Here is a 21,820-nt window from a genome sequence, read left to right as displayed (position 1 = left end):
GCATGCATGTTGCGCCGGAGGACTTACATCTTGACGGGAGCGGAGACGCCGATGATCGCGAGACCGTTGGCGAGCACCTGACGCGTGGCCGCGAGCAGCGCGACGCGTGCATTACGTTCGGCTGCATCGTCGACCAGCACGCGCTCGGCTTTGTCATTGTAGAACGAGTGGAATTCCCCGGCGAGGTCGCGCAGATAGAACGCGACCGCGTGCGGCGCGAGTTCGTCGGCGGCGTGTTGCAGCATGTCCGGGAACTCGGCGAGCTTGTTCAGCAAGGCCATGGCGCGTTCGCTCGAGAGCGGCGCGAGGTCCACCTTGGCGAGCGCGCTTTCGTCAGCGCCGTAGCGTGTCTTGCATTCCGCGATCACCGAGCAGATCCGGGCGTGTGCATATTGCACGTAGTGCACCGGGTTTTCGTCGTTTTGTTTCAACGCGAGGTCGATGTCGAACACGAACTCCGTGTCCGCCTTGCGCGAGATCAGGAAGAAGCGCACCGCGTCGCGGCCGCGGCGAATGGTCTCTTCGTCGATCAGGTCGACGGCGGCTTCCGAGCCCGGTGTCGCGCCGCCCGACCATTCGATCAGATCGCGCACCGTCACATAGCTGCCCGCGCGCTTGGAGATCTTTACCTCTTCGCCGTTGCGCATGACGGTGACCATCTTGTGCAGCACGTAGTCGGGGTAACCCTTCGGAATGCCGATGCCGAGCCCTTGCAGGCCCGCGCGCACGCGCGCGATGGTGCCGTGGTGGTCGGAACCCTGAATGTTGATGACCTTGGTGAAGCCGCGTTCCCACTTCGCGACGTGGTATGCGACGTCCGGCACGAAGTACGTGTAGGTGCCGTCGCTCTTGCGCATCACGCGGTCTTTGTCGTCGCCGTCGTCTGTCGTGCGCAGCCAGAGCGCGCCTTCCTGCTCATAGGTCTTGCCCGCGGCAATGAGCGCCTGCACGGTCTTTTCGACGCGGCCTTCCGTATAAAGCGACGACTCCAGGTAGTACTGGTCGAACTTCACGCCGAACGCCTGCAAATCCATGTCCTGCTCGCGGCGCAGATACGCGACCGCGAAGCGGCGGATCGCGTCGAGGTTCTCGACGTCGCGCGCGCCCGTGACGGGCTCGCCGTCGCTCGCGGAAACCGTGACGCCGTTCAGATAGTCTTTCGCGATGTCGGCAATGTACTCGCCGTTGTACGCCGACTCCGGCCAGCCCGCGTCGCCCGGCGCGAGGCCGCGCGCGCGCGCCTGCGTGGACAGTGCGAGCGTGCCGATCTGCACGCCGGCGTCGTTGTAATAGAACTCGCGATGCACGTCCCAGCCTTGCGAGGCCAGCACGTTGGACAACGCGTCGCCGAGCGCCGCCTGGCGGCCATGGCCGACGTGCAGCGGCCCCGTCGGATTGGCCGACACGAACTCGATCAGCACGTGCTTGCCGGCGTCGCGTCGCGAGCGGCCGTACGCGTCCTGCTCGGCGAGCACGGCTGTCACCACCGCCTGCTTGGCGGCGGCGGCGAGACGCAGGTTGATGAAGCCGGGGCCCGCCACTTCGGCGGACTCGATCAGGCCTTGCGCCTGCGGCTGCCCGAGCAGCGTGTCGACGATCTGCTGCGCCAACTGGCGCGGATTCGCGCGCAGCGGCTTGGCGAGCTGCATCGCCACATTGCACGCGACGTCGCCGTGCGCGGCGACCTTGGGGCGCTCCAGCGCGATGGTGGGCGACACGAACGCGGCTTCCGTCGCGCCTTGGGTGGCAAGGGCGACGTGCTTCACCGTGTCGGCGAGCAGTGTTTCGAGAGTATGTTTATGTGCGGGCAGCATGCTTGTTGCGAGTCCAGTGAGGCAATCCGGTGATACGGAGGAAGCGCCGGCCGCCGGGTGCGCGGCCGATTCGGCAGAAGCGTGGAAAGCGGCGCTCGCCTGCTAGCGGGGTCCGTCATGACGCATCGGCATAACGGGTGCGCCGACGGGGTGCTGGCGTGCAATGCAAGGCGTGCGCGCTTCGGCCGCCCGCAAAGGCTGGCCGCTGCGGCCCGCAGGCCCGAACCGGCCAGCCCGGCCACGCGTGTTGCGCCTTGCCGCGCGCGGTGCAGGGCGGCGCGCTTTTCCGTCCAGACGGATTTTAGCAGGTGCTAATATGTTCAATGAGATGCCCAGCAAGGGCCGTAGCCGCCGCGTCCTGTCGGGCGACTAACGGAGCGTGCGGGAGCGCGCGCGGGCGGCCTTCGGTGCCGTTTGCGTGTGAAGCCAACATAACGAAAAAGGGAATAGTCATGCTGATTACTTTCAAATGCCGCGCTTGCCCGGACGTGATGATGCTCGAGAATCTGGCGCAGTATCTTGTCGGCATTGTGGGCAAGCGCCTCGGTGAACGCGGCGTGATTACGCACGAGGAAACCGCCGAGGCGATTGCCAAACTCGAAGCGGCGATTACCTTCGACAAGCAGGAGCGCGCCGAGCACGACGGTCATTTCCACGAAGGCGAAGAGGGCCACGAGCATCACGAGATCCCGCCGGGGCTGGCGCAGCGCGCCTATCCGTTCCTCGACATGTTGCGTGCCGCGCAGAAGGACAATGCGGACATCGTTTGGGGGCTGTGACCGGAGCGAGCCCGCGAAGGCGGCAACCGCGAGCATCGCGACCGCGGGGCCGGCAGTACCGGTCGCGGCTGGCTAGCCGGCCGCGCGTGTAATGTGTATCGACCAGAAAGATGAGCCCGCTCGAAGCGGGCTCATCTTTTTTGCAAAGCCCGAAAACAGCTTGGGCGTGTGCGGATTTACTGGCTGGCAGCTTCGGGCGCTGCTGCCGGCGCCGACTCGCCTTTCTTCATTTTCTGCTTCTTCGGCTTCTTGACGTGTTTCGTAGTGGGCGGCGAATACGAACTGACCGAACTGGAGGCGGCCGGAGCGGCGGTTTGCGCAAGCGCCGCGGTCGCGCTCAGGGCAAACGAAACAGCAGTCAATAACAGCGTCAGCTTCTTCATATCATTCTCTCCGTTGACGGTTGCAAGTCGATGAGCCGACGCGTTTTGGCCGCGTCTGGCGGGTCAAGCCGCCTCAGTCTACAAAGCCGAAAATTACGTTGCCGCAAATATTCAGTCTTTGCCGCCCGATATAGTGGCTTTCCCGCCACGCGGTTCGCCGTGCCTCGTCTGGCCGCCGCTGCGTCGGCTCAAGGCAACGCCGCCACTGCCGCCGCTCAGAGCAACGGCGCCAACGCCCGCTCAGCGTCCGCCTTCGAGAGCGACATGCGCCGCGCGTAGTCCTCCAACTGGTCCTGCCCGATCTTGCCGACCGAGAAATACGTGCTGTCTGGATGCGCGAGATAGAAACCGGAGACGCTGGCCGCCGGCAGCATCGCGAGCGACTCCGTCACGCTCATGCCGATTTCGCCGGCCTGCAGCACCTCGAACATGTCACGCTTCACGAGATGGTCCGGGCACGCCGGATAGCCCGGCGCCGGCCGAATGCCGCGGTATTTTTCCGCGATGAGCTCGTCATTGCCGAGAGTTTCGGTGCTGGCGTAGCCCCACAGGTCGCGCCGCACGCGTGCATGCAGCGCCTCAGCGAAAGCTTCGGCGAAACGGTCGGCGAGCGCCTTCAGCATGATCGCGCTGTAGTCGTCGTGATCCTTTTCGAACTGCTTTTCCTTCACGTCGACGCCGAGGCCCGCCGTGACCGCGAACATGCCGATGTAGTCGGCCACGCCCGACTCTTTCGGCGCAATGAAGTCGGCGAGCGAGCGGTTGGGCCGCATCACGCCGTCCACCACCGGCCGCACGCTTTGCTGACGCAGGTTGCGCCAGGTCAGCGCGACTTCGCTGCGCGACTCGTCCGTGTAGATTTCGATGTCGTCGTCGTTGACCGTGTTGGCTGGCAGCAGCGCGAGCACGCCGTTGGCCTGCAGCCAGCGGCCCTGAATCAGGCGCGCGAGCATCGACTTGCCGTCGGAAAACACGCGCCGCGCCGATTCGCCGACGATCTCGTCGTTCAGGATGGCCGGATACGGGCCGGCGAGATCCCAGGTCTGGAAAAACGGTCCCCAGTCGATGTAGTTCGCCAGTTCGTTCAGGTCGAAGTTCTTGAAGACGCGCCGGCCGATGAACTTGGGCTTGACCGGCTGATAGCTCTTCCAGTCGATGGGCGTTTTGTTCGCGCGGGCTTCCGCGAGCGTCACCATGGGCAGCGCTTTCTTGTTCGCGTGCTGGTCGCGGATGCGGTCGTAGTCGGCCTTGATCTCGTCGAGGTATTTGGCCGCGCCTTCGTCCGAAAGCAGGCTTGACGCGACCGACACCGAACGCGATGCGTCGGGCACATACACGACGGGGCCTTCGTAGTGCGGCGCGATCTTGACCGCGGTATGCACGCGCGACGTGGTCGCGCCGCCGATCAACAGAGGAATCTTCTTCACGCGGAAGTAGTCGTCGCGCTGCATTTCGGACGCGACGTAGGCCATTTCCTCGAGGCTCGGCGTGATGAGCCCCGAGAGCCCGATGATGTCCGCGCCTTCGACTTTCGCCTTCGCAAGAATGTCGTTGCACGGGACCATCACGCCCATGTTGACCACTTCGAAGTTATTGCACTGGAGCACCACCGAAACAATGTTCTTGCCGATGTCGTGCACGTCGCCCTTCACGGTCGCGATGACGATCTTGCCCTTCGCGCGCACGTCGCCGCCCGCGGCCGCGAGCTGCTTCTTTTCTTCCTCGATGAACGGGATCAGATGCGCGACCGCCTGCTTCATCACGCGCGCCGACTTCACGACTTGCGGCAGGAACATCTTGCCCTGGCCGAACAGGTCGCCCACGATGTTCATGCCGTCCATCAGCGGGCCTTCGATCACGTTGATCGGGCGGCCGCCTTGCGCGGCGATCTTGGCGCGTACTTCCTCGGTATCTTCGACGATGAAGTTCGTGATGCCGTGCACGAGCGCGTGCGACAGGCGCTTCTCGACCGGCTGGTTGCGCCACTCGAGGTTCTCTTCCTTCTTCGCCGCGCCGGTTTTGAATTTGTCGGCAATTTCCAGCAGACGGTCCGTGCCGTCGGGACGGCGGTTCAGCACGACGTCTTCGACCATCTCGCGCAGTTCGGGATCGAGGTCCGCGTATACGCCGAGCTGGCCCGCGTTGACGATGCCCATGTCCATGCCCGCCTGAATGGCGTGGTACAGGAACACCGTGTGAATCGCCTCGCGCACCGGATCGTTGCCGCGGAACGAGAACGACACGTTCGACACGCCGCCGCTCACCTTCGCGTACGGCAGGTTCTGCTTGATCCAGCGCGTCGCCTCGATAAAGTCGACCGCGTAGTTGTTGTGCTCTTCGATGCCGGTCGCGATAGCAAAGATGTTCGGATCGAAGATGATGTCTTCGGGCGGAAAGCCCACTTCGTTCACGAGAAAATCGTAGGAGCGCTTGCAGATCTGCGTCTTGCGCTCGAACGTGTCGGCCTGGCCTTGCTCGTCGAAGGCCATGACGACGGCCGCCGCGCCGTAGCGCCGGATCTTTTTCGCGTGATGGCGGAAGGCCTCTTCGCCTTCCTTCAGCGAAATCGAATTCACGATCGCCTTGCCCTGCACGCATTTCAAGCCCGCTTCGATCACGTCCCACTTCGACGAATCGATCATGATCGGCACGCGCGCGATGTCGGGCTCGGACGCGACGAGGTTCAGGAAGCGCACCATCGCCGCCTTGGAGTCGAGCATCGCCTCGTCCATGTTCACGTCGATCACCTGCGCGCCGTTTTCGACCTGCTGACGCGCGACGGCAATCGCCTCGTCGAACTGGTCGTTCAGGATCATTCGCGCGAACGCTTTCGAGCCCGTCACGTTGGTCCGTTCGCCAACGTTGATGAAGAGCGTCCCGGACGTGACGTTGAACGGCTCGAGGCCGGCAAGGCGCATGGTGTGATCGGTCATGGCGTATGTACGAGTCGATTGCGTGCGTTAGGTGCGGCCTGGTGCGGCTGATGGGCGTGAACCGGCGGGTCGTTGGCGCCGGTTCACGCGGTTACGCGGCGTCGCGATATTGCGTGGGCCACTTGCGCGGCTTCACGTCGGCGAGCGCCTTTGCAATGGCCGCAATGTGCTCGGGCGTCGTGCCGCAGCAGCCGCCCGCAATATTCACGAGACCTGCCTCGGCGAACTCTTTCAGCAGCCCGGAGGTGTCGGCCGGCAATTCGTCGAAACCGGTATCGCTCATCGGATTCGGCAAGCCGGCGTTCGGATAGCACGACACATAGGTGTCGCAAAGCTTGGCCAGCTCGGCGATGTACGGACGCATCAGCGCCGCGCCCAGCGCGCAGTTCAGGCCGAAGGTGAGCGGTTTGGCGTGGCGCAGCGAGTTCCAGAAAGCCTCGACGGTCTGGCCGGACAGAATGCGCCCGGAGGCGTCCGTGACCGTGCCGGAGATCATGATGGGCAGACGCTCGCCGGTGTCTTCGAACAGCTCGTCGAGCGCGAACAGCGCGGCTTTGGCATTGAGCGTGTCGAAGATGGTTTCCACGAGGAACAGGTCGGCGCCGCCTTCGAGCAGCGCCTTCGCCTGCTCGTAATAGGCGGCGCGCAGTTCGTCGAACGTCACGTTGCGCGCGCCCGGGTCGTTCACGTCAGGCGAAATGCTCGCAGTTTTCGGCGTGGGACCGATCGCGCCGGCGACAAAGCGCGGCTTGTCCGGCGTCGAGTACTTGTCGCACGCGGCGCGCGCGAGTTTCGCCGATTCGAGGTTCATTTCCGCCGCCAGCGACTCCATGCCGTAGTCCGCCTGCGCGACGGTGGTCGCGCCGAACGTGTTCGTCTCGATGATGTCGGCGCCCGCAGCCAGATACTGCTCGTGAATCTCGCTGATGATCTGCGGCTGCGTAATGGACAGCAGTTCGTTGTTGCCCTTGATGTCGCGCCCATAGTCCTTGAAACGCTCGCCGCGATAGCGCGCTTCGTCGAGCTTGTAGCGCTGGATCATGGTGCCCATGGCGCCGTCCAGAATCAGGATGCGCGACTTGAGCAGCGCGGGCAGCGCCGCGCCCCGCGTGTACTCGGACTCGGGACGGATTGGCTTGGCGGTTTGGGCAGGCTGGTTCATGGCGGACGAGGGCTTGGGCCGGCTTTTTCGGGAACCTGTCATTGTAGCCGCAGCCGGGCTATTGCGCCGGACACGGTATCGGACGGCAGAGCGGGCAAACGCGCGCGCCGCGGCTTGCAAAAGAAAACGGTTCAGCGCGCCGCAGCCCGCTGAACCGTTTCGATGAGAGCCGACCGCCTGATGAGGGCCGCCGGCGAAGCCGGACGGCGCGGTCGATAGATGTCGCCAAAAACGTTGAAAAAGCTCCAAACGTTGAAAGATCAGGCGCAACTGGTGCTCAGTTGGGCTCAGTGAAGGATGACCGGTTGATGCATCAGACTGTCGAACTGGCCGAGGAATTCGTCCACTTCGTCGAGCGACGGTTCCTCTTCGATCAGCTTCTGCACGTTCTCGCGAAACCGCGCCGCCATTGCACCGTCGATGTAAATCTCGCGTTGCATGTTCTTGTCGACGATCTCGTAGCCACCCGATTTCATGGCCAGCGGACCTTCTTGCGGCGGAAACTCGACGACACAGTAATTGGGGCTGTTATAGATCATTTGCATGGCGACACTCCTTATTTCCGTTGGCTCCTGGCCGTTCCTGCGCCTTACGTGGAGCTTATGGTTTGGAATTCAAGGGGTGGGTCCGGATTGACGCTTGTAAAAGTTCCGAACCTACCGGTTAGACCGGCCTTTCAAGAAACGTTTCAAGCAGTGCGGCAAACCGTTGGGACTGCTCGACAGGCGCAAGATGAGCGGCCTCGAGCAATTCGAACTGCGCGCCTTCAATGGCATCTGCTATTGCCTGACTAGCAGCAGGCGGCGTGCCCGTGTCATGGCGCCCGGCCACGACCAGCGTTGCGCAGCGAATGCTTCCCAGCTTACTGCGTACGTCGAAATCGCGCAGCGCTTCGCACGCCATTGCGTAGCCTTCCGGCAACGTTCGGCTGAGCGCCTCGCGTATCGGCTCGACGGCTTCGGGGTGCGCGGTGCGGAAATCGGGCGTCAGCCAGCGCTCCAGCGTGGCGGGCACGAGCGGCGCCATGCCGTCGCGGCGCGCGTTGGCGGCGCGTTGGTCCCACATTGCGCGGGCTTCGGGCAAGGTGGCGGCCGTGCTGTCGGCAATCGTCAGGGTGTTCACGCGCGAAGGGTGGGCGAGGGCGAACTGCTGGGCGATCATGCCGCCCATCGACATGCCCACGAGGTGTGTGCCCGGTGCGCCGAGCGCATCGAGCAGCGCGGCGAGGTCGCCGGCAAGATCGGCAATGTTGAACGGTTCCGGCGATAGCGCCGTCTCGCCGTGGCCGCGCACGTCGTAGCGCAGCACCGTGTAGTCGTCGCGGAAATAGCCGGCGAGCTGGTCCCAGACCGACAGATCGCCGCCGAGCTGATGAACGAACGTGAGCCAGGGCCCGCCGCCCTCGTTGCTCAGCACGTAGCGCGTTTCGATACCGTTGACGTTTACTTGCATGCAAGCTCCTTCAAGGAGAACGCAGGGGAAGAATCCGTCGGCTCGTGCCGCCGAACGGTTGCATCAGATGATGCAGAGTCGGCGGCAAGACGGAAGTTTCGTGCAATCGCCGAGGCACCATTCGGGTGCAGGGCTTGCCTTTTTGCCGTCGGTCGGCAGGTGCGCGATTACGGCTTGATGTTGCCCGAAGGGTCGCCGCCGGGACCGGTCGAATTGGCCGGTGCATCTGGAAGAGAAGCGTCTCCTGAGGTGTTCGGCAAACCGGTCGGCGAATCCGCGGCCGCGCCGCTATCGGCGTTCAGCTTGCCGCGCCATACGAGTTCGAACTGCGTGCCGTTCGGCTCGGTCTGCACGAGCCGCGCGGGCAGCCAGCCGAGCGACGGCGCGAGCCACACGTCGATGCGGCGCCGGTCGCCCTCACGGCGCGGCAGGCGCTTGAAATGACGCGTTTGCAGGTAGCCCTGCGCGGTGCGGATCGTTTCGTCGCCGATGGTTTCCACCGGCCAGTTCTCGCCGCTGTCGCTGTCCACCACGAAAAACTGCCGCGTGACGCCCGGCTTATACGCGTCGGGGTCGCCGCGCACGAGGCTTGCCAGTTGCATCACCATGCTGAAGCGGTCCTGTGCGCCGTCCGGCAGCGGCAGCGTGGCCGGCGTGCGCGTGAACGCGATCTTTTTGTCGGTGCGATTGAAGATCGAGATGTCTTCCGCGCGACGGCCGCGCTTTTCCACGTATTGCTCGGGCGCGAGCCCGAATGCGTCGATACGGCCATGGCTCGAATAGACGAAGGTGCCCACAAAGGGTAAGGGCACCGAAACCACCATGTCGTAACGCTGTGCGCTGCTTGTCCAATGGATCGTGCCGGGCTGGTTGCGCACGCCGTTGTAAAACGTGTCGTACTGAAGATCGCCCGATGGCGGGACCGAGAACTTCACGCCTGATGCGGCTTGGGGCGCATCGGCGCTCGCGGTTGCGCTTGCCGTTGCATTGACATTGGCATCGCCCGACGCTGCGCTCGCGGCGCTTGCCGCATTCGCGGGCACCGCGTTTGCGGTGGGTTCGCTCGCGGCGGCGTCCGAGGTTGCTGTTGCCGCTTGCGCTGGCGCTTTGTCCGCGGGTTGCAAGGCGGTCAACACATGTTCGCGGGGCTTGCTGGCGGCGGGCTTGCGCTTCGGCGGCTGCGCGGGCGCGACCGATGCCGCAGCCGCCGGATTGCGCTCGATACGTTCCGGCTTGAGCAACGCGACCTGCACGGGCACGTGTTCGTCGTCCGTTGGGTTCAGTGTTGCGCGATGACGCTCCACCCACTGCGCGGCAATCCAGTGAAGCAGGCTGACGACCAGCAGCACGGCAATCCAGCGCCACGTGCGCCAGCGGGCGCGCGGCTCGCCGGGCGGCGTGAGACTGGAACGACCTGCGGCGGAAGGTAAGGCCATCGGCGAAAAAATGAAGGCGCGGCGGAAAGCGGAACGATGTGTTAGCGCGGCGTCGGACTATAGCCGAGCTCGTACGAGAGCTTTTGCGCGCACTCGCGCAGCGCGGTGTCGATTTCGCCTCCCCAGCTAATGTCGAACGCGCCTTCGTGACCGAGCGCGACGAGACCGAGCGCCAGCGCGCCGGTCGAGTCGAATACCGGCATGCAGAATGCGTGAATAGTCGGCAGCAACATGCCTTCGACGCGCGCCGCTTCGTGCTCGCGCACCTGCGCAAGCACGCGTTCGACTTCCTCGCGCGTGCGCGGCACCCCGAGGTGCGACGAGCGGCGCGTGTCGGCCAGCTCGCGTTCGAGCATCGCCGCGGTTTTGCCCGCCGGCAGGTAGGCCGCGAACAGCAAGCCCGTGGCGGAGCTGAGCAGCGGCATGACGTCGCCGAGCTTGAGCGACGCCTTTGCCGGATGACTCGACTCCATCCAGTGAACCATGGTCGGCCCCTGATTGCCCCACACGGCGATGCCCACCGTCAGGTCCAGGCGATCGCGCAATTCGGCAAGTGCAATCCGCGCGAGCTTCACGCCGTCGACGCGGGCGAGGCGCGCGAGTCCCAGTTGCAGGGCAAAGCCGCCGAGCTCATAGCGTCCCGACAAAAGATCTTGCGCGACGACGCCAAGTCGCAGAAAGCTGACCAGATAGCGATGCGCTTTCGCCGGGCTCATGCCGGCGCGCTGTGCGAGATCGCGCAGCATCATCGCGCGCGGCTCGTGAGTCAGCACGTCGAGCAGCCTGAAGCCGACTTCGATCGACTGGATGCCGGAGCGCAGTTTTTCCTCGCCGGCCTCGGCGGAATCGTCGTCGGTTTCGGGGGCGTCGAGCGGATCGGCGGCGGTCGGGTCGTGGGACATTGCGCCGGAGCGGGCAGTGTGCGGCATGAGCAAAGGCGCGAAGCGCGTTCAGAATCAGTGTGAAAGGAACCGGCTGCGGCAGGGCGCGAACGGGCCTGCCGTGCGGCGCCGGCAAGCCGGGCTTGGGCGGCGCCGATTCACCATCGTAGAATAGATTCCCTCTATCGTCACTAACACGGTTCATCTCTCCATGAAACTTGCCACGCTGAAGGACGGCACGCGCGACGGTCAACTGATCGTCGTGTCGCGCGACCTGCACACCGCCGCCGTTGCCGATGCCATTGCGCCCACGTTGCAGCGCGTGCTCGACGACTGGACCTTCTACGCGCCGCAATTGCACGACCTGTACGACGCGCTCAACCAGGGCCGCGCGCGCAACACGTTTTCGTTCGACGCGAGCGACTGCATGGCGCCGCTGCCGCGCGCATTCCAGTGGGCTGACGGCTCGTCGTATGTCAATCACGTCGAACTCGTGCGGCGCGCGCGCGGCGCGGAGATGCCCGCTGAATTCTGGACCGATCCGCTCATGTATCAGGGCGGCAGCGACGACTTCATCGGGCCGAAAGACGACGTGGTGTGCGCATCCGAAGCGTTCGGCATCGACTTCGAGGCAGAAGTTGCAGTGATCACGGGCGATGTGCCGATGGGCGTCGCGCCTGAGCAGGCGTTGAGGAGCGTGCGGCTCGTGACGCTCGTCAACGACGTCTCGCTGCGCAACCTGATTCCCGCCGAACTTGCCAAGGGCTTCGGCTTTTTCCAGAGCAAGCCGGCCACGTCGTTCGCGCCCGTTGCGGTCACGCCCGACGAACTCGCCGAACATTGGCGCGAAGGCCGCGTGCACCGGCCGATGATCGTCCACTGGAATGGCAAGAAGGTCGGTCAGCCGGACGCCGGCAGCGATATGGTGTTTCACTTCGGGCAACTGATCGCGCACGCGGCCAAAACGCGCAACTTGCGCGCGGGCACGATTGTCGGCTCGGGCACGGTGTCGAACAAGGACGCGAAGCGCGGCTACTGCTGTATCGCCGAAAAGCGCTGCCTGGAAACCATCGAGCACGGCGCGCCGCAGACCGAGTTCATGAAGTACGGCGACACCGTCAAGATCGAAATGTTCGACGAAGCGGGCAAGTCGATTTTCGGTGCCATCGAGCAGAGCATCGCGCCGCTCGAGTGACGCGGTCAGTTTGCCGAAAGGGTTTCGCCCGATGTTGCCGCTGTCGCACGCCGCTACACTGACTGGCGCGACGGCATCGGCGGTAAATCAGAACGAAAAACTCATGTGAGGAGACACCATGCGGCGAGCTGGATCGTTTGAAGCGGGATGGGCGGGTAATGCAGATGGCCGCGCGTGGCGCGAGCGGTTGCAGCAATTCGCGCCCATCAGGCGGTTCGCGCGCCTCATGCGTCGCCCGGCCTTGCTGGTTGCGACGCTTGCCGGCCTGTCGCCGGCTGTCGCACTGGCGCAGGTGAAGATCGGGCTCGTGCTGTCGCTGACGGGGCCGGCCGCGTCGCTCGGTATTCCCGCGCGCGATACGGCCACGCTGTTGCCGAAGCAGATCGCCGGCCAGAGCGTCGACTATATCGTGCTCGACGATGCGTCGGACACGACCCAGGCCGTGCAGGACACCAAGAAGCTGATCTCCGAAAACCACGTCGACGCGATCATCGGCTCGTCGATCACGCCGAACTCGCTCGCAATGATCGACGTGGTGGCGGACGGAACGACGCCGATGATCTCGCTCGCGTCGTCGGCAAAAATCATCGAACCGGTGGACGCGAAACGCCATTGGGTCTTCAAGACGCCGCAAACGGACGCGATGATGGCTTCGGCGATTGCCGAGCACGCCAGCACGCACGGCGTGAAAACCGTCGCGTTCATCGGCCAGGCGGACGCGCTCGGCGAGACTTTTTACGCCGAAGTCGCGAAGTTCGCACAATTGCATCACATGGAGATGGTGGCTAGCGAGCGCTTCAATCGCACGGACCCGAGCGTGACGGGCCAGGTGCTGAAAATTCTCGCGACGCATCCGGATGCCGTCGTTGTGGGGGCGGCCGGCACGCCCGCCGCGCTGCCGCCGAAGACGCTCAGGGAGCGCGGCTACAAAGGGCTGATCTATCACAACCACGGTGTGGGCAATAACGACTTCCTGCGCGTGTGCGGCGCCGACTGCAACGGTACGTTCCTGCCCGCAAGCCCTGTGCTCGTGGCAGCGCAATTGCCGGCGGATCATCCGGCGAAGCGCCTTGCGCTCGACTACATCGCGCGTTTCGAGGCGCTGCGTGGTCCGGGCACCGTATCGGCTTTCGGCTCCTACACATGGGATGCGGGCATGCTGCTCAATCACGCGGTGCCTATCGCATTGAAAGCGGCGTCGCCCGGCACGCCGGAATTCCGCCGCGCGTTGCGCGACGCGCTCGAAGCCACGCGCGGTCTTGCGGACACCAACGGCGTGGTCAACATGAGCGCCGCGGATCACCTCGGCCTCGACCAGCGCGCACGCGTGATGGTCGAAATCAAGAACGGCAAATGGGTTTATCAGCCGCGCTGAAGAGGCTGCGACGCAACGACTCGACGGCGCACCGACACGCACTCGCACGCACTGATACGCAAACACGGATCGCTCACCATGTCCCAGCAACCTCACACCAACGACGCCTTTTACGCGCATTACCGCTCGCTTCAACTGCATCGCCGTCCGCATGGCGTGCTCGAAGTGGTGATGAGCGGCGAGGGCGCGAACAGAAGTGCCCTCGCGACCGCGGATGCGCGCATGCATTACGAGCTCGCGGAAATCTGGCGCGACATCGACCGCGATCCGGACACGCGTGTCGCGATCATTCGCGGCGAGGGTAAGGGCTTCTCAGCCGGCGGCGATCTGCAACTCGTGGAAGACATGGCGACCGATTTCGACGTGCGCGCGCGCGTGTGGCGCGAGGCTCGCGATCTTGTCTACAACGTGATCAATTGCAGTAAGCCGATCGTATCGGCCATGCACGGTCCGGCGGTCGGCGCGGGGCTCGTCGCGGGGCTGCTTGCGGACATCTCGATCGCCTCAAAAACCGCGCGCATTATCGACGGGCATACGCGGCTCGGTGTGGCCGCAGGCGACCACGCGGCGATTGTCTGGCCGCTTCTGTGCGGCATGGCAAAAGCCAAGTATTACCTGATGCTGTGCGAGCCGGTGAGCGGCGCGGAGGCGGAGCGCATCGGCCTCGTATCGCTCGCCGTCGACGAAAACGATCTGCTGCCGAAGGCATTTGAGGTCGCGCAGAAACTCGCTCACGGTTCGCAAACCGCGATCCGCTGGACCAAGTATGCGTTGAACAACTGGCTGCGCGCAGCGGGCCCGGCCTTCGATACGTCGCTGGCGCTCGAATTCATGGGCTTCGCCGGACCGGACGTGCGCGAGGGCGTGAGCTCGCTGCGCGAGCGGCGCGCGCCGGATTTCGGCGGCGCCGACCCGTGGCGCACACGGTGACGGCCGGGTGGGATCGTCGCGCGTCGCGCGGTATGATCGGATTCGTCTGCGCGGCCGTTGCTGTTTTGTGCTCCCTTCTTCCGCGCTTTTCCGTTAATGCAGCGAGGCGACAAGCATGACCGACACACCTGGCTCCACGCCGCCGTTTCCCGGTTTCCCCGGCTTTCCGCCGGCCGAAATGCTCGACCGCATGTGGGGCATGATGCGCCTCTCGCCATTCGGCTCCGCGTTTGCGGGCGCGCAGCCGGGCGCGGGCCTGGGACCGTCGCTCTCCATGATGTCCGACATGATGGCGCCGCTCACCAACGTCGAGGAACTCGACAAGCGCATCACCGACATGCGCGCCGTCGAGCAATGGCTCAAGCTGAACCTCAACATGCTGCAGTCGGCGATTCAGGCGCTAGAAGTGCAGCGCGCGACGCTGGCGACGCTGCGTGCGTTCGGCGCGTTCGCGCAACAGTCGATGGCGCAGCCTGCAGCGCCTGAAGCGCCGGCGCCCGCGCCGAGCCCGTCGCCGGCGAGCGGCTGGCCGCATCCGCAGGCGGGTGCTTCGGCATCCGGTTCCAGTTCCGCCGCCACGGAAAGTGCGGGCGCCGCAGAGCCGCCGGCCGACGAAGAAGCCGCGCCCGCCGCGCCGAGCTTCGACGCATCGGCATGGTGGAACCTGCTGCAATCGCAATTCAATCAGATCGCCCAATTCGCGATGACCCAGCCGGCGGCCGCCGCCGGGGACGCCGCGGGCGCACCGTCTGACTCGAGCGAAGATCCGGCAGACGAGGCCGCAGACGAGGCGGCGGAGGCGGTCGGCGGCGCGACGGACGTGCCGCGCCCATCGCCCGCCGACGCGCCGGCCGCGGCTTCCGGCGAATCCAGCGGACCGGCCGAAGCCGCCGCGAAACGCCCGGCGGCGAAGCGCGCACCGGCTGCGACAAAGCGTGCGGCCACGGGCACGGGAACGGGCAGCGCTGCGTCCAAGGCGCCGAAAAAGTCTCTGTAGGAGCCGGCGCGCCGGGCGGCGGCGCGCTCCAACTGTCGGCGCCAAACAACAGTGCGAAATCGCCGGCTGTCATGGTTTTGACGCCGATCGCGCGTCACACTCGGCGGATTCGGGGTTTCATTGAGACAGGTCAATCAGGCATCCGGATTGCGTCTGTCCCCGGGCGGGTTTGGAGAAGCCAGCGTGCTATCATTGGAAGGTCTTTGTTTGGCTTTTGGGCGTGCGCTGAAAACAACCAATCCAGCCGCCCTTGCTCCATTCGCCGCCGGCACGACCGGCGCAGGGCTGGACGGTGCGGTTTTCATCGCAAACTGGCTCGACCTCAGGCATAGGGTATCCCTCACGTATCCCTCACCCACGGTTGGCCGCGCAGCGCGTTATTCGAGCGTGGAATGTCGTGTTAGCCGCTCTTCGCGCAAGCGCCCGGACTTCTTCGCTGCCCGTGCATCCGTGCGGCCGGTTACCGCGTAAAATTGAAGGCTTGGCCGGCGAGCGGCGCGGCACTCGGGCACAACACCCGGTGCGCCTCGTTCGTCGTCAGCAAGAGTGCTACACGTAGTAGTGACAGACACACACAGTATGTGCAGAACAGGGGTGGGACTATGAACACCATGCTTTATCCGGAACTTTATAAATCGCTCGAATCGGTTCGATGGGACATGGAGAAGGACATTCCCTGGGACAAGTTCGATGCATCGCTCTTGACCGACGAGCAGGCCGCGACGATCAAGATGAACGCGATCACCGAATGGTCGGCGCTGCCCGCCACGGAAATGTTTCTCCGTGACAACCATCACGACAGCGATTTTTCCGCATTCATGAGCGTGTGGTTCTTTGAAGAGCAGAAGCATTCTCTGGTGCTGATGGAATACCTGCGCCGCTTCAAGCCCGAAATGTGCCCCACGGAAGAAGAACTCCACGCTGTGCGCTTCGAGTTCGACCCGGCGCCGCCGCTCGAAACGCTGATGCTGCACTTCTGCGGCGAAATTCGCCTGAATCACTGGTATCGCCGCGCGGCCGAGTGGCACACCGAACCTGTCATCAAGCACATCTACGAAACCATTTCGCGCGACGAAGCGCGGCATGGCGGCGCGTATCTGCGCTACATGAAGAAAGCCATGGCGCAAACCGGCGACATCGCGCGTGCGGCTTTTGCGAAGATCGGCGTGCTGATGGCGTCGGCGCGCCGCACCGAAAAGCCGCTGCATCCCACCAATCTGCACGTGAATCAGGCCTTGTTCCCGCGCGACACGATCCAGTCGCGTCTGCCGGACCCCGAATGGCTGGAGCGCTGGCTTGACGAGCAGATCCGTTTCGACGACGGTTGGGAAAAGAAGGTGGTCGAGCGCATTCTGCACAACCTGTCGCTGCTGTTCGAGCGCACGTTCACCACGGCGCAGGAACTGAACCGCTATCGCAAGGAAGTCGTGGCACGGCTGCAGGCCGACCAGAAATCGGCCGAACAGCCGGCTTGACGGGCCACGTCGCGTCGACTTCGCGTCCGTGTCGCATCCACTTTGGGGCGCCGGGCACCGCGCAAAGCTCGCGCTGCTCAGGCGGCAACGTGGTTTGACGGCGTTGGACGGTTTTAAATAGTTCAAGAAGCGGCTTTAAAAAACAGCTTCAAAACGGTCCGGCGGCTGACAGCTTGCCGGGCCGTTTTATTTCAGCGGCTTTGTTTTGCCTTTTTCGTTTGTCCGGTTGGAGCTGTTCGATGCGGTGCGCGCTGTATCGTGACGGCATTCCCTCTGTCTCTCCTCCACGTCGCTCATGGCTGCCATTTTCGAACGCAAGATTCTCACGCGCGACGCGCTCGTCGCGCTGCGCCCCACGCTCAAGGCGCCGGTCGTATTTACAAACGGCGTGTTCGACATCCTGCATCGCGGGCATGTGACCTATCTCGCGGATGCGAAAGTACAAGGCGCTTGCCTGATTGTCGGCGTGAATAGCGACGCGTCAGTCCGCATGCTCGGCAAGGGCGACGACCGGCCGATCAACAACGAAGCCGACCGCATGGCGCTGCTCGCGGCGTTGGAAAGCGTCGATTATGTCGTGTGCTTTGCTGAAAAAACGCCGGTCGAACTGATCTCGGCGCTGCGCCCGGACGTGCTCGTCAAGGGCGGCGACTATGACATGGACGCGTTGCCGGAGTCGGCCATCGTGCGAGGGTGGGGCGGCAAGGCGCTGGCAATCCCGTTCGAGCATGATCGCTCGACCACGGCATTGCTTACGAAAGTCCGCACGCAGAGCTGAGTGCCAGGGCGTTTTTTGCAGGGGCGCTTTATTGCGGCAATGCCGAAGCCGCAATCGGCGCGGCCGGAGCCGGCGCGCCGACCACCGCCTGGTCGCCTGCCTCGGCGGCCGTGATGGGGCGCACCTTCAGCCAGTCGGGATGAATTTCGCGGCTGAGATGATTGGGTTCCCGTCCGCTTGCCGTGGGTGTCGGACCGAACATGCCGCGGACCGCGACGAATGCCAGAAGGTTGGCTAGAAACAAGATGGCGATCAGCCAGCGCAGCATTATTTTGTTTTCCCGTCCATAAATTGAACCGCCCCGTGTCGTTCTGCCGCGATCCTGGCCACGGCGCGCCCCGTGACATTGCAGCCTGCTTCAGGCGCCGCGCTCCGAAGCGATGAGCGCGAGCCCCGACAAGACCAGCGAATCGTGGCGAGTATGCGGCACTTTCAGCGCGCTCGCCACTTCGTCCGCCGCGCCGCCGCCCACGACGAGGCGCACCGGCACCTGCCACTCATCCTGCAAGTCGCGCCATGTTCGCTCGACAAGCCCCGCTTGCGCTAGCGTGCAGCCGGCGGATAAAGAACGCGGCGTGTCGGTCGCGAAGAACGGGCCGCGACGCGCGGCGTCTGGCGTGCCGCCAGCCTCGAGCAGGCCGCGCGCGGCGTGGGCGTCGAGCGTCGGCAGTTGCGCCGTGTGCTCGCCGAGCGAGCGCATCATCAGGCTCCAGCCTGGCGCAATGAGTCCGCCGACAAACAATCCGTCGGCGCGCAGGGCTTCGAGCGTGGTCGCCGTGCCGAATGTCGCAATCAGCAGATGCTCGCCCGGAAAAGCCGCGCGCGCGCCGATCATACCGGCCCAGCGGTCGCTGCCTAGCGCATGCGGCGTGGCGTAGCTATTGATCACGCCGCACTGCCGCTCGCTTGCACGGACCGCGGTGAGCGGCAAGCGCGGCCACTGCGCGTCGACCAGCGCGGCGATGCGCGCCGCCACTGCAGCACCGGCGACATTGGATAACCACGCGCCGCCAGGCGCCGGCAAGCGTGACCACTGAGCTGACCACTGAGCCGACCGCTCCGGCGATTCGCTCGCCTCATGAGCGAGCGCGCCGGCCGCGATCTGCGCGCCGTCCGCCGCCACCATCGCCCATTTGACGCGGCTATTGCCCGCGTCGATCAAAAGCTGGGGCAACAGATGAGACGTGCCGCCCGTCATGCAGCACCGTCGGCGAGACGCAAGGACACGTCGCCGGTCGCAATGCTTTGCCTGCCCGCGTCGGTATCGAGCAGCAACTGGCCGCGTTCATCGACGCCCGCCGCGACGCCGCGCGTGACCTCCTGCCCTTGCTCGAGCAGCACGACCTCGCGGCCCGCGTAGGCATGCATTGCATTCCAGCGCGCCTGGAACGGCGCAAAGCCCTCGGCGCCGAAACGCTGCAACGCGGGTTCGAGCGCGTTGAGCTCGGCGGCGAGCGTATCGGTGAGATTGGCGTTCGGCAGCGCGCGCTGCAGCGCGGTCGGCGCCGTGCCGCGCGCCTGCGGCGGCGTTTCTGCGTTGAGCGCGCCGAGCTTCGCGGCGAGTTCGTCGGCGCCTTTGACATTGGTGCCGATGCCGATCACGACCGCGCTCGCGCTGTCTGTGCTCCACGCGGTTTCGATCAGGATACCGGCGAGCTTGTCGCCTTCGAGCAGCACGTCGTTCGGCCACTTCAGCGCGATCTGGCCCGGCCCGGCGACAGGCAGCGAGCGCAATCCGTCGACGAGCGCGACGCCCACCGCGAGGCTCAAGCCCACGAGCCCTTCGAGCGGACGCGGCAGCACGCAGGCCACGGAAAACAGCAGTGCATTGCCCGGCTCGGCATACCAAGGACGGCCGCGCCGTCCGCGCCCGGCGGTTTGCAGGTACGCGACCCGCACGATCGGCCGCGGCAGCGCGCCGGCCCGGCGCGGGAGCGCTTTCACGCGGCTCATGAGGTCGGCATTGGTCGAGCCGGTTTCCTCGACGATTTCAATCGGCCAGTCATGCGCATGCGCGCCGAACAGCGCGACGGCGCGTTCACGGTCGATGCGCCAGTCAGCTGTGTTCGCGGCAGCGGCCGGGTCTTGGGGCAGAGTGCGGGAAGCGTTCATGCTCCCTATTGTAGCGATAGCGAACGGCCGGAGGGCCGCCCGGACGGTCGATCCGCTGCGCCTTCGTTACAATGGCCGCTAATCCGATCACCAGATTGCAGCGATCCTTGAACTACGACACTCCGCCCGGCCTCGAAGTCGCGGCCGGCAGCCAGGGCAAGATCGTCCGGCTCTCGGGCCAATGGACGGCGCTCGCGCTCGCGCGCGATCGCGCGACCGGACACGTGATCCCGCAATTGCGCTCGCTGGAGGGCGCCGAAGGCATCGGCCAATGGGACCTGTCGCGTATCGACCGGATGGACCATGTGGGCGGCCAGGCGCTGTGGCGTGTGTGGGGCCACAGAATGCCGCCGGACACGGAGCTCACCGACACGCAGCGCGATATTTTCGAGCGAATCGCGTTGCTCGACACGGTTCGCGAAACCGCTGAGCCCGTCGTCAAATTCGATCCGTTTACGCGGCTCGGTCTCGCGATCTTTTCCTTCCTCGAGCATCTGTACGGCGGCGTGGCGATGTTCGGGCGCGTCGTGCTCGATCTGCTCGCCATTGCGCGCAAGCCGGCCATCACGCCGTGGACCGAAATTTCGGCGAACGTCTACAACGCCGGCACCAAAGCGCTGCCGATCACCGCACTCGTCGCCTTCCTGATCGGCATCGTGCTGAGCTATCTGTCGGCGCAGCAGTTGCGGCTCTTCGGCGCGAATCAGTACATCGTGAACATTCTCGGGCTGTCGGTGATCCGCGAACTGGGGCCGGTGCTGTCGGCGATTCTGGTCGCGGGCCGCTCGGGCTCGGCGATCACCGCGCAGATCGGCGTGATGCGCGTAACCGAGGAGCTCGACGCCATGCGCGTGATGGGCATTCCACACGGCCTGCGGCTCATCCTGCCGCGCGTGGTCGCGCTCGGTGTGGCGATGCCGCTCCTCGTCATGTGGACCAACATCATTGCGCTGACGGGCGGCGCGCTCGCCGCGAAGATCGTGCTCGGCATCGACATGAGCTACTTTGCGCGCGCGCTGCCGGGCGTGGTGCCCGTTGCCAATCTGTGGATCGGGCTCGGCAAGGGCGTCGCCTTCGGCATGCTGATCGCGATTGTCGGCTGTCATTTCGGGTTCCGTATCAAGGCGAATTCGCAAAGCCTTGGCGAGGGCACGACGAGCTCGGTCGTGACGTCGATTACGATCGTGATTCTCGCGGACGCCGTGTTCGCGATCCTGTTCCAGAACGTGGGGCTCGGATGATCGCGCCGCTCACTCAGGCCGTGCGCGGCCAGCCGATGCCTTCCATCGCCGAGCCGGTGATCGAGGTGATCGACGTCACCAAGCGCTATGGCCGCAACATCGTGCATCAGCATCTGAATCTCGACGTGCGGCGCGGCGAAATCCTGTCGATTGTCGGCGGCTCGGGGTCGGGCAAGACCACGCTCGTGCGGCAGATTCTCGGCCTCGAGCGGCCGTCGTCCGGCACCATCAAGCTGTTCGGCGAGGACCTCGCGACCATTTCGCCGGAAACGGCGCTGCTCATGCGCAGCCGCTCCGGCATGTTGTTTCAGCGCGGCGCGCTGTTCTCGTCGCTGTCGGTGTTCGACAACGTCGCGCAGCCCGTGCGCGAACTCGGTCAGGTGCCGGAAGACCTGCTGCGCGACATCGTGATGCTGAAGCTGGAAATGGTCGGCCTGCCGTGCAAGCACGCGTCGAAAATGCCGTCGGCGCTGTCGGGCGGCATGATCAAGCGTGTCGGCATTGCGCGCGCCATCGCGCTCGAACCCGAACTGCTGTTTCTCGACGAACCGACGGCGGGCCTCGATCCTCAGGCGTCCGAGGAATTCGTCGAACTCATTTCGGCGCTGCATCGCGCGCTCGGTTTGACGGTCGTGATGATCACGCACGACCTGGATACGATGGTCGCGCTGTCCACGCGCGTCGCCGTGCTGGCGGACCGCAAGGTGCTGGTCGCGGCGCCGGTGGAAGAGGCCGCGGGCGTCGATCATCCTTTTATCCGCGAATATTTTCTCGGCTTGCGCGGGCGTCGCGCGTTGCAGGCGCTGCCACCCGAGCGCCGCGCGAAGCTGCCGCGCGCGGCGCTCGAGCCGGCGTCGTCGGAATTGCCGCTGTGAAT

At 64.9% G+C, this 21,820-nt stretch carries 21 protein-coding genes; 9 read left to right on the top strand and 12 right to left on the bottom strand.

The genetic code is table 11. The features are described 5' to 3' along the window. Window positions 1–23 precede the first annotated feature (23 nt). Window positions 24–1,814: an arginine--tRNA ligase gene (argS, locus tag ACEN8U_RS12645; RefSeq protein WP_015001476.1), complete on the bottom strand. Its 1,791-nt coding sequence runs from the start codon at window positions 1,812–1,814 to the stop codon at window positions 24–26. Window positions 1,815–2,266: 452 nt separating this feature from the next. Here argS and ACEN8U_RS12640 point away from each other — a divergent pair, with 452 nt between their 5' ends. Next, entirely contained in the window at window positions 2,267–2,593 is a 327-nt protein-coding gene (locus tag ACEN8U_RS12640) for a DUF1840 domain-containing protein (RefSeq protein ID WP_013586950.1), read from the top strand. Window positions 2,594–2,769: 176 nt separating this feature from the next. Here the strand turns inward: ACEN8U_RS12640 and ACEN8U_RS12635 are convergent, their stop codons facing one another. The 7 genes from ACEN8U_RS12635 to ACEN8U_RS12605 form a co-directional block, all read right to left on the bottom strand. Then, complete coding sequence (locus tag ACEN8U_RS12635) at window positions 2,770–2,976, bottom strand: hypothetical protein (RefSeq protein ID WP_013586951.1); 207 nt, start codon at window positions 2,974–2,976, stop codon at window positions 2,770–2,772. A gap of 215 nt (window positions 2,977–3,191) precedes the next feature. Beyond that, window positions 3,192–5,909 (bottom strand): methionine synthase, encoded by a 2,718-nt coding sequence (gene metH / locus ACEN8U_RS12630; protein WP_413658353.1) that lies wholly within the window; start codon window positions 5,907–5,909, stop codon window positions 3,192–3,194. 91 nt (window positions 5,910–6,000) lie between these two features. Further along, entirely contained in the window at window positions 6,001–7,071 is a 1,071-nt protein-coding gene (locus ACEN8U_RS12625) for a homocysteine S-methyltransferase family protein (RefSeq protein WP_013586953.1), read from the bottom strand. A gap of 287 nt (window positions 7,072–7,358) precedes the next feature. Further along, window positions 7,359–7,616, bottom strand: a complete 258-nt coding sequence (locus ACEN8U_RS12620) for a DUF3567 domain-containing protein (RefSeq protein ID WP_013337859.1) — start codon at window positions 7,614–7,616, stop codon at window positions 7,359–7,361. Window positions 7,617–7,734: 118 nt separating this feature from the next. After that, complete coding sequence (locus ACEN8U_RS12615; protein ID WP_015001480.1) at window positions 7,735–8,523, bottom strand: alpha/beta fold hydrolase; 789 nt, start codon at window positions 8,521–8,523, stop codon at window positions 7,735–7,737. Between the two features lie 167 nt (window positions 8,524–8,690). Next, a complete protein-coding gene (locus tag ACEN8U_RS12610; protein ID WP_310104869.1) occupies window positions 8,691–9,959 on the bottom strand; it encodes a DUF3108 domain-containing protein in 1,269 nt (422 codons plus the stop codon). 41 nt (window positions 9,960–10,000) lie between these two features. Beyond that, window positions 10,001–10,888 carry an IclR family transcriptional regulator gene (locus ACEN8U_RS12605; RefSeq protein ID WP_374725904.1) on the bottom strand — a complete coding sequence of 296 codons (888 nt, stop codon included), beginning with the start codon at window positions 10,886–10,888 and terminating at the stop codon, window positions 10,001–10,003. Between the two features lie 163 nt (window positions 10,889–11,051). Here ACEN8U_RS12605 and ACEN8U_RS12600 point away from each other — a divergent pair, with 163 nt between their 5' ends. From ACEN8U_RS12600 to ACEN8U_RS12585, 4 genes are all read left to right on the top strand, one after another. Beyond that, window positions 11,052–12,035, top strand: coding sequence for a fumarylacetoacetate hydrolase family protein (locus ACEN8U_RS12600; RefSeq protein ID WP_015001483.1), 984 nt, complete (start codon window positions 11,052–11,054; stop codon window positions 12,033–12,035). A gap of 118 nt (window positions 12,036–12,153) precedes the next feature. Next, on the top strand, window positions 12,154–13,410 hold the full coding sequence (locus ACEN8U_RS12595; protein ID WP_310104875.1) for an ABC transporter substrate-binding protein: 1,257 nt from the start codon (window positions 12,154–12,156) through the stop codon (window positions 13,408–13,410). 78 nt (window positions 13,411–13,488) lie between these two features. After that, window positions 13,489–14,340, top strand: a complete 852-nt coding sequence (locus ACEN8U_RS12590) for an enoyl-CoA hydratase/isomerase family protein (protein ID WP_015001485.1) — start codon at window positions 13,489–13,491, stop codon at window positions 14,338–14,340. Between the two features lie 115 nt (window positions 14,341–14,455). Then, the gene (locus ACEN8U_RS12585; RefSeq protein ID WP_310104878.1) at window positions 14,456–15,337 is read left to right on the top strand and encodes a PhaM family polyhydroxyalkanoate granule multifunctional regulatory protein; all 882 of its coding nucleotides are present in this window, start codon (window positions 14,456–14,458) and stop codon (window positions 15,335–15,337) included. A gap of 189 nt (window positions 15,338–15,526) precedes the next feature. Here ACEN8U_RS12585 and ACEN8U_RS12580 read toward each other — a convergent pair whose 3' ends face one another. After that, window positions 15,527–15,667 (bottom strand): hypothetical protein, encoded by a 141-nt coding sequence (locus ACEN8U_RS12580; protein WP_156946604.1) that lies wholly within the window; start codon window positions 15,665–15,667, stop codon window positions 15,527–15,529. Window positions 15,668–15,939: 272 nt separating this feature from the next. On the opposite strand from ACEN8U_RS12580, the gene ACEN8U_RS12575 reads away from it, so the two are divergent. Next, complete coding sequence (locus ACEN8U_RS12575) at window positions 15,940–16,812, top strand: ferritin (RefSeq protein ID WP_013586961.1); 873 nt, start codon at window positions 15,940–15,942, stop codon at window positions 16,810–16,812. A gap of 295 nt (window positions 16,813–17,107) precedes the next feature. After that, window positions 17,108–17,590, top strand: a complete 483-nt coding sequence (gene rfaE2 / locus ACEN8U_RS12570; protein ID WP_310104882.1) for a D-glycero-beta-D-manno-heptose 1-phosphate adenylyltransferase — start codon at window positions 17,108–17,110, stop codon at window positions 17,588–17,590. Window positions 17,591–17,618: 28 nt separating this feature from the next. Here the strand turns inward: rfaE2 and ACEN8U_RS12565 are convergent, their stop codons facing one another. From ACEN8U_RS12565 to ACEN8U_RS12555, 3 genes are all read right to left on the bottom strand, one after another. Continuing rightward, the gene (locus tag ACEN8U_RS12565) at window positions 17,619–17,858 is read right to left on the bottom strand and encodes a hypothetical protein (RefSeq protein ID WP_015001488.1); all 240 of its coding nucleotides are present in this window, start codon (window positions 17,856–17,858) and stop codon (window positions 17,619–17,621) included. 90 nt (window positions 17,859–17,948) lie between these two features. Then, window positions 17,949–18,788: a type III pantothenate kinase gene (locus ACEN8U_RS12560; protein WP_310104885.1), complete on the bottom strand. Its 840-nt coding sequence runs from the start codon at window positions 18,786–18,788 to the stop codon at window positions 17,949–17,951. After that, a complete protein-coding gene (locus tag ACEN8U_RS12555; RefSeq protein WP_310104888.1) occupies window positions 18,785–19,702 on the bottom strand; it encodes a biotin--[acetyl-CoA-carboxylase] ligase in 918 nt (305 codons plus the stop codon). The genes ACEN8U_RS12560 and ACEN8U_RS12555 overlap by 4 nt, the downstream gene beginning before the upstream one ends. 107 nt (window positions 19,703–19,809) lie before the next feature. Between ACEN8U_RS12555 and ACEN8U_RS12550 the strand changes: the two genes are divergently transcribed. Then, window positions 19,810–20,943 (top strand): MlaE family ABC transporter permease, encoded by a 1,134-nt coding sequence (locus ACEN8U_RS12550; protein WP_015001491.1) that lies wholly within the window; start codon window positions 19,810–19,812, stop codon window positions 20,941–20,943. Continuing rightward, window positions 20,940–21,818 carry an ABC transporter ATP-binding protein gene (locus ACEN8U_RS12545; RefSeq protein WP_013586967.1) on the top strand — a complete coding sequence of 293 codons (879 nt, stop codon included), beginning with the start codon at window positions 20,940–20,942 and terminating at the stop codon, window positions 21,816–21,818. The genes ACEN8U_RS12550 and ACEN8U_RS12545 overlap by 4 nt, the downstream gene beginning before the upstream one ends. Window positions 21,819–21,820: the final 2 nt, after the last annotated feature.

Origin of the sequence: Paraburkholderia phenoliruptrix, assembly GCF_047325075.1 — a bacterium.
GTDB lineage: Bacteria > Pseudomonadota > Gammaproteobacteria > Burkholderiales > Burkholderiaceae > Paraburkholderia > Paraburkholderia phenoliruptrix.
The sequence above is the reverse complement of the archived record's forward strand: the minus strand, read 5'-3'. Positions and strand labels throughout refer to the sequence as shown.

Bases quoted from the DNA above. Each gene is read 5' to 3' on its own strand.
- argS (WP_015001476.1), bottom strand. From the start codon at position 1,814: ATGCTGCCCGCACATAAACATACTCTCGAAACACTGCTCGCCGACACG.
- ACEN8U_RS12640 (WP_013586950.1), top strand. From the start codon at position 2,267: ATGCTGATTACTTTCAAATGCCGCGCTTGCCCGGACGTGATGATGCTC.
- ACEN8U_RS12635 (WP_013586951.1), bottom strand. From the start codon at position 2,976: ATGAAGAAGCTGACGCTGTTATTGACTGCTGTTTCGTTTGCCCTGAGC.
- metH (WP_413658353.1), bottom strand. From the start codon at position 5,909: ATGACCGATCACACCATGCGCCTTGCCGGCCTCGAGCCGTTCAACGTC.
- ACEN8U_RS12625 (WP_013586953.1), bottom strand. From the start codon at position 7,071: ATGAACCAGCCTGCCCAAACCGCCAAGCCAATCCGTCCCGAGTCCGAG.
- ACEN8U_RS12620 (WP_013337859.1), bottom strand. From the start codon at position 7,616: ATGCAAATGATCTATAACAGCCCCAATTACTGTGTCGTCGAGTTTCCG.
- ACEN8U_RS12615 (WP_015001480.1), bottom strand. From the start codon at position 8,523: ATGCAAGTAAACGTCAACGGTATCGAAACGCGCTACGTGCTGAGCAAC.
- ACEN8U_RS12610 (WP_310104869.1), bottom strand. From the start codon at position 9,959: ATGGCCTTACCTTCCGCCGCAGGTCGTTCCAGTCTCACGCCGCCCGGC.
- ACEN8U_RS12605 (WP_374725904.1), bottom strand. From the start codon at position 10,888: ATGCCGCACACTGCCCGCTCCGGCGCAATGTCCCACGACCCGACCGCC.
- ACEN8U_RS12600 (WP_015001483.1), top strand. From the start codon at position 11,052: ATGAAACTTGCCACGCTGAAGGACGGCACGCGCGACGGTCAACTGATC.
- ACEN8U_RS12595 (WP_310104875.1), top strand. From the start codon at position 12,154: ATGCGGCGAGCTGGATCGTTTGAAGCGGGATGGGCGGGTAATGCAGAT.
- ACEN8U_RS12590 (WP_015001485.1), top strand. From the start codon at position 13,489: ATGTCCCAGCAACCTCACACCAACGACGCCTTTTACGCGCATTACCGC.
- ACEN8U_RS12585 (WP_310104878.1), top strand. From the start codon at position 14,456: ATGACCGACACACCTGGCTCCACGCCGCCGTTTCCCGGTTTCCCCGGC.
- ACEN8U_RS12580 (WP_156946604.1), bottom strand. From the start codon at position 15,667: ATGCCTGAGGTCGAGCCAGTTTGCGATGAAAACCGCACCGTCCAGCCC.
- ACEN8U_RS12575 (WP_013586961.1), top strand. From the start codon at position 15,940: ATGAACACCATGCTTTATCCGGAACTTTATAAATCGCTCGAATCGGTT.
- rfaE2 (WP_310104882.1), top strand. From the start codon at position 17,108: ATGGCTGCCATTTTCGAACGCAAGATTCTCACGCGCGACGCGCTCGTC.
- ACEN8U_RS12565 (WP_015001488.1), bottom strand. From the start codon at position 17,858: ATGCTGCGCTGGCTGATCGCCATCTTGTTTCTAGCCAACCTTCTGGCA.
- ACEN8U_RS12560 (WP_310104885.1), bottom strand. From the start codon at position 18,788: ATGACGGGCGGCACGTCTCATCTGTTGCCCCAGCTTTTGATCGACGCG.
- ACEN8U_RS12555 (WP_310104888.1), bottom strand. From the start codon at position 19,702: ATGAACGCTTCCCGCACTCTGCCCCAAGACCCGGCCGCTGCCGCGAAC.
- ACEN8U_RS12545 (WP_013586967.1), top strand. From the start codon at position 20,940: ATGATCGCGCCGCTCACTCAGGCCGTGCGCGGCCAGCCGATGCCTTCC.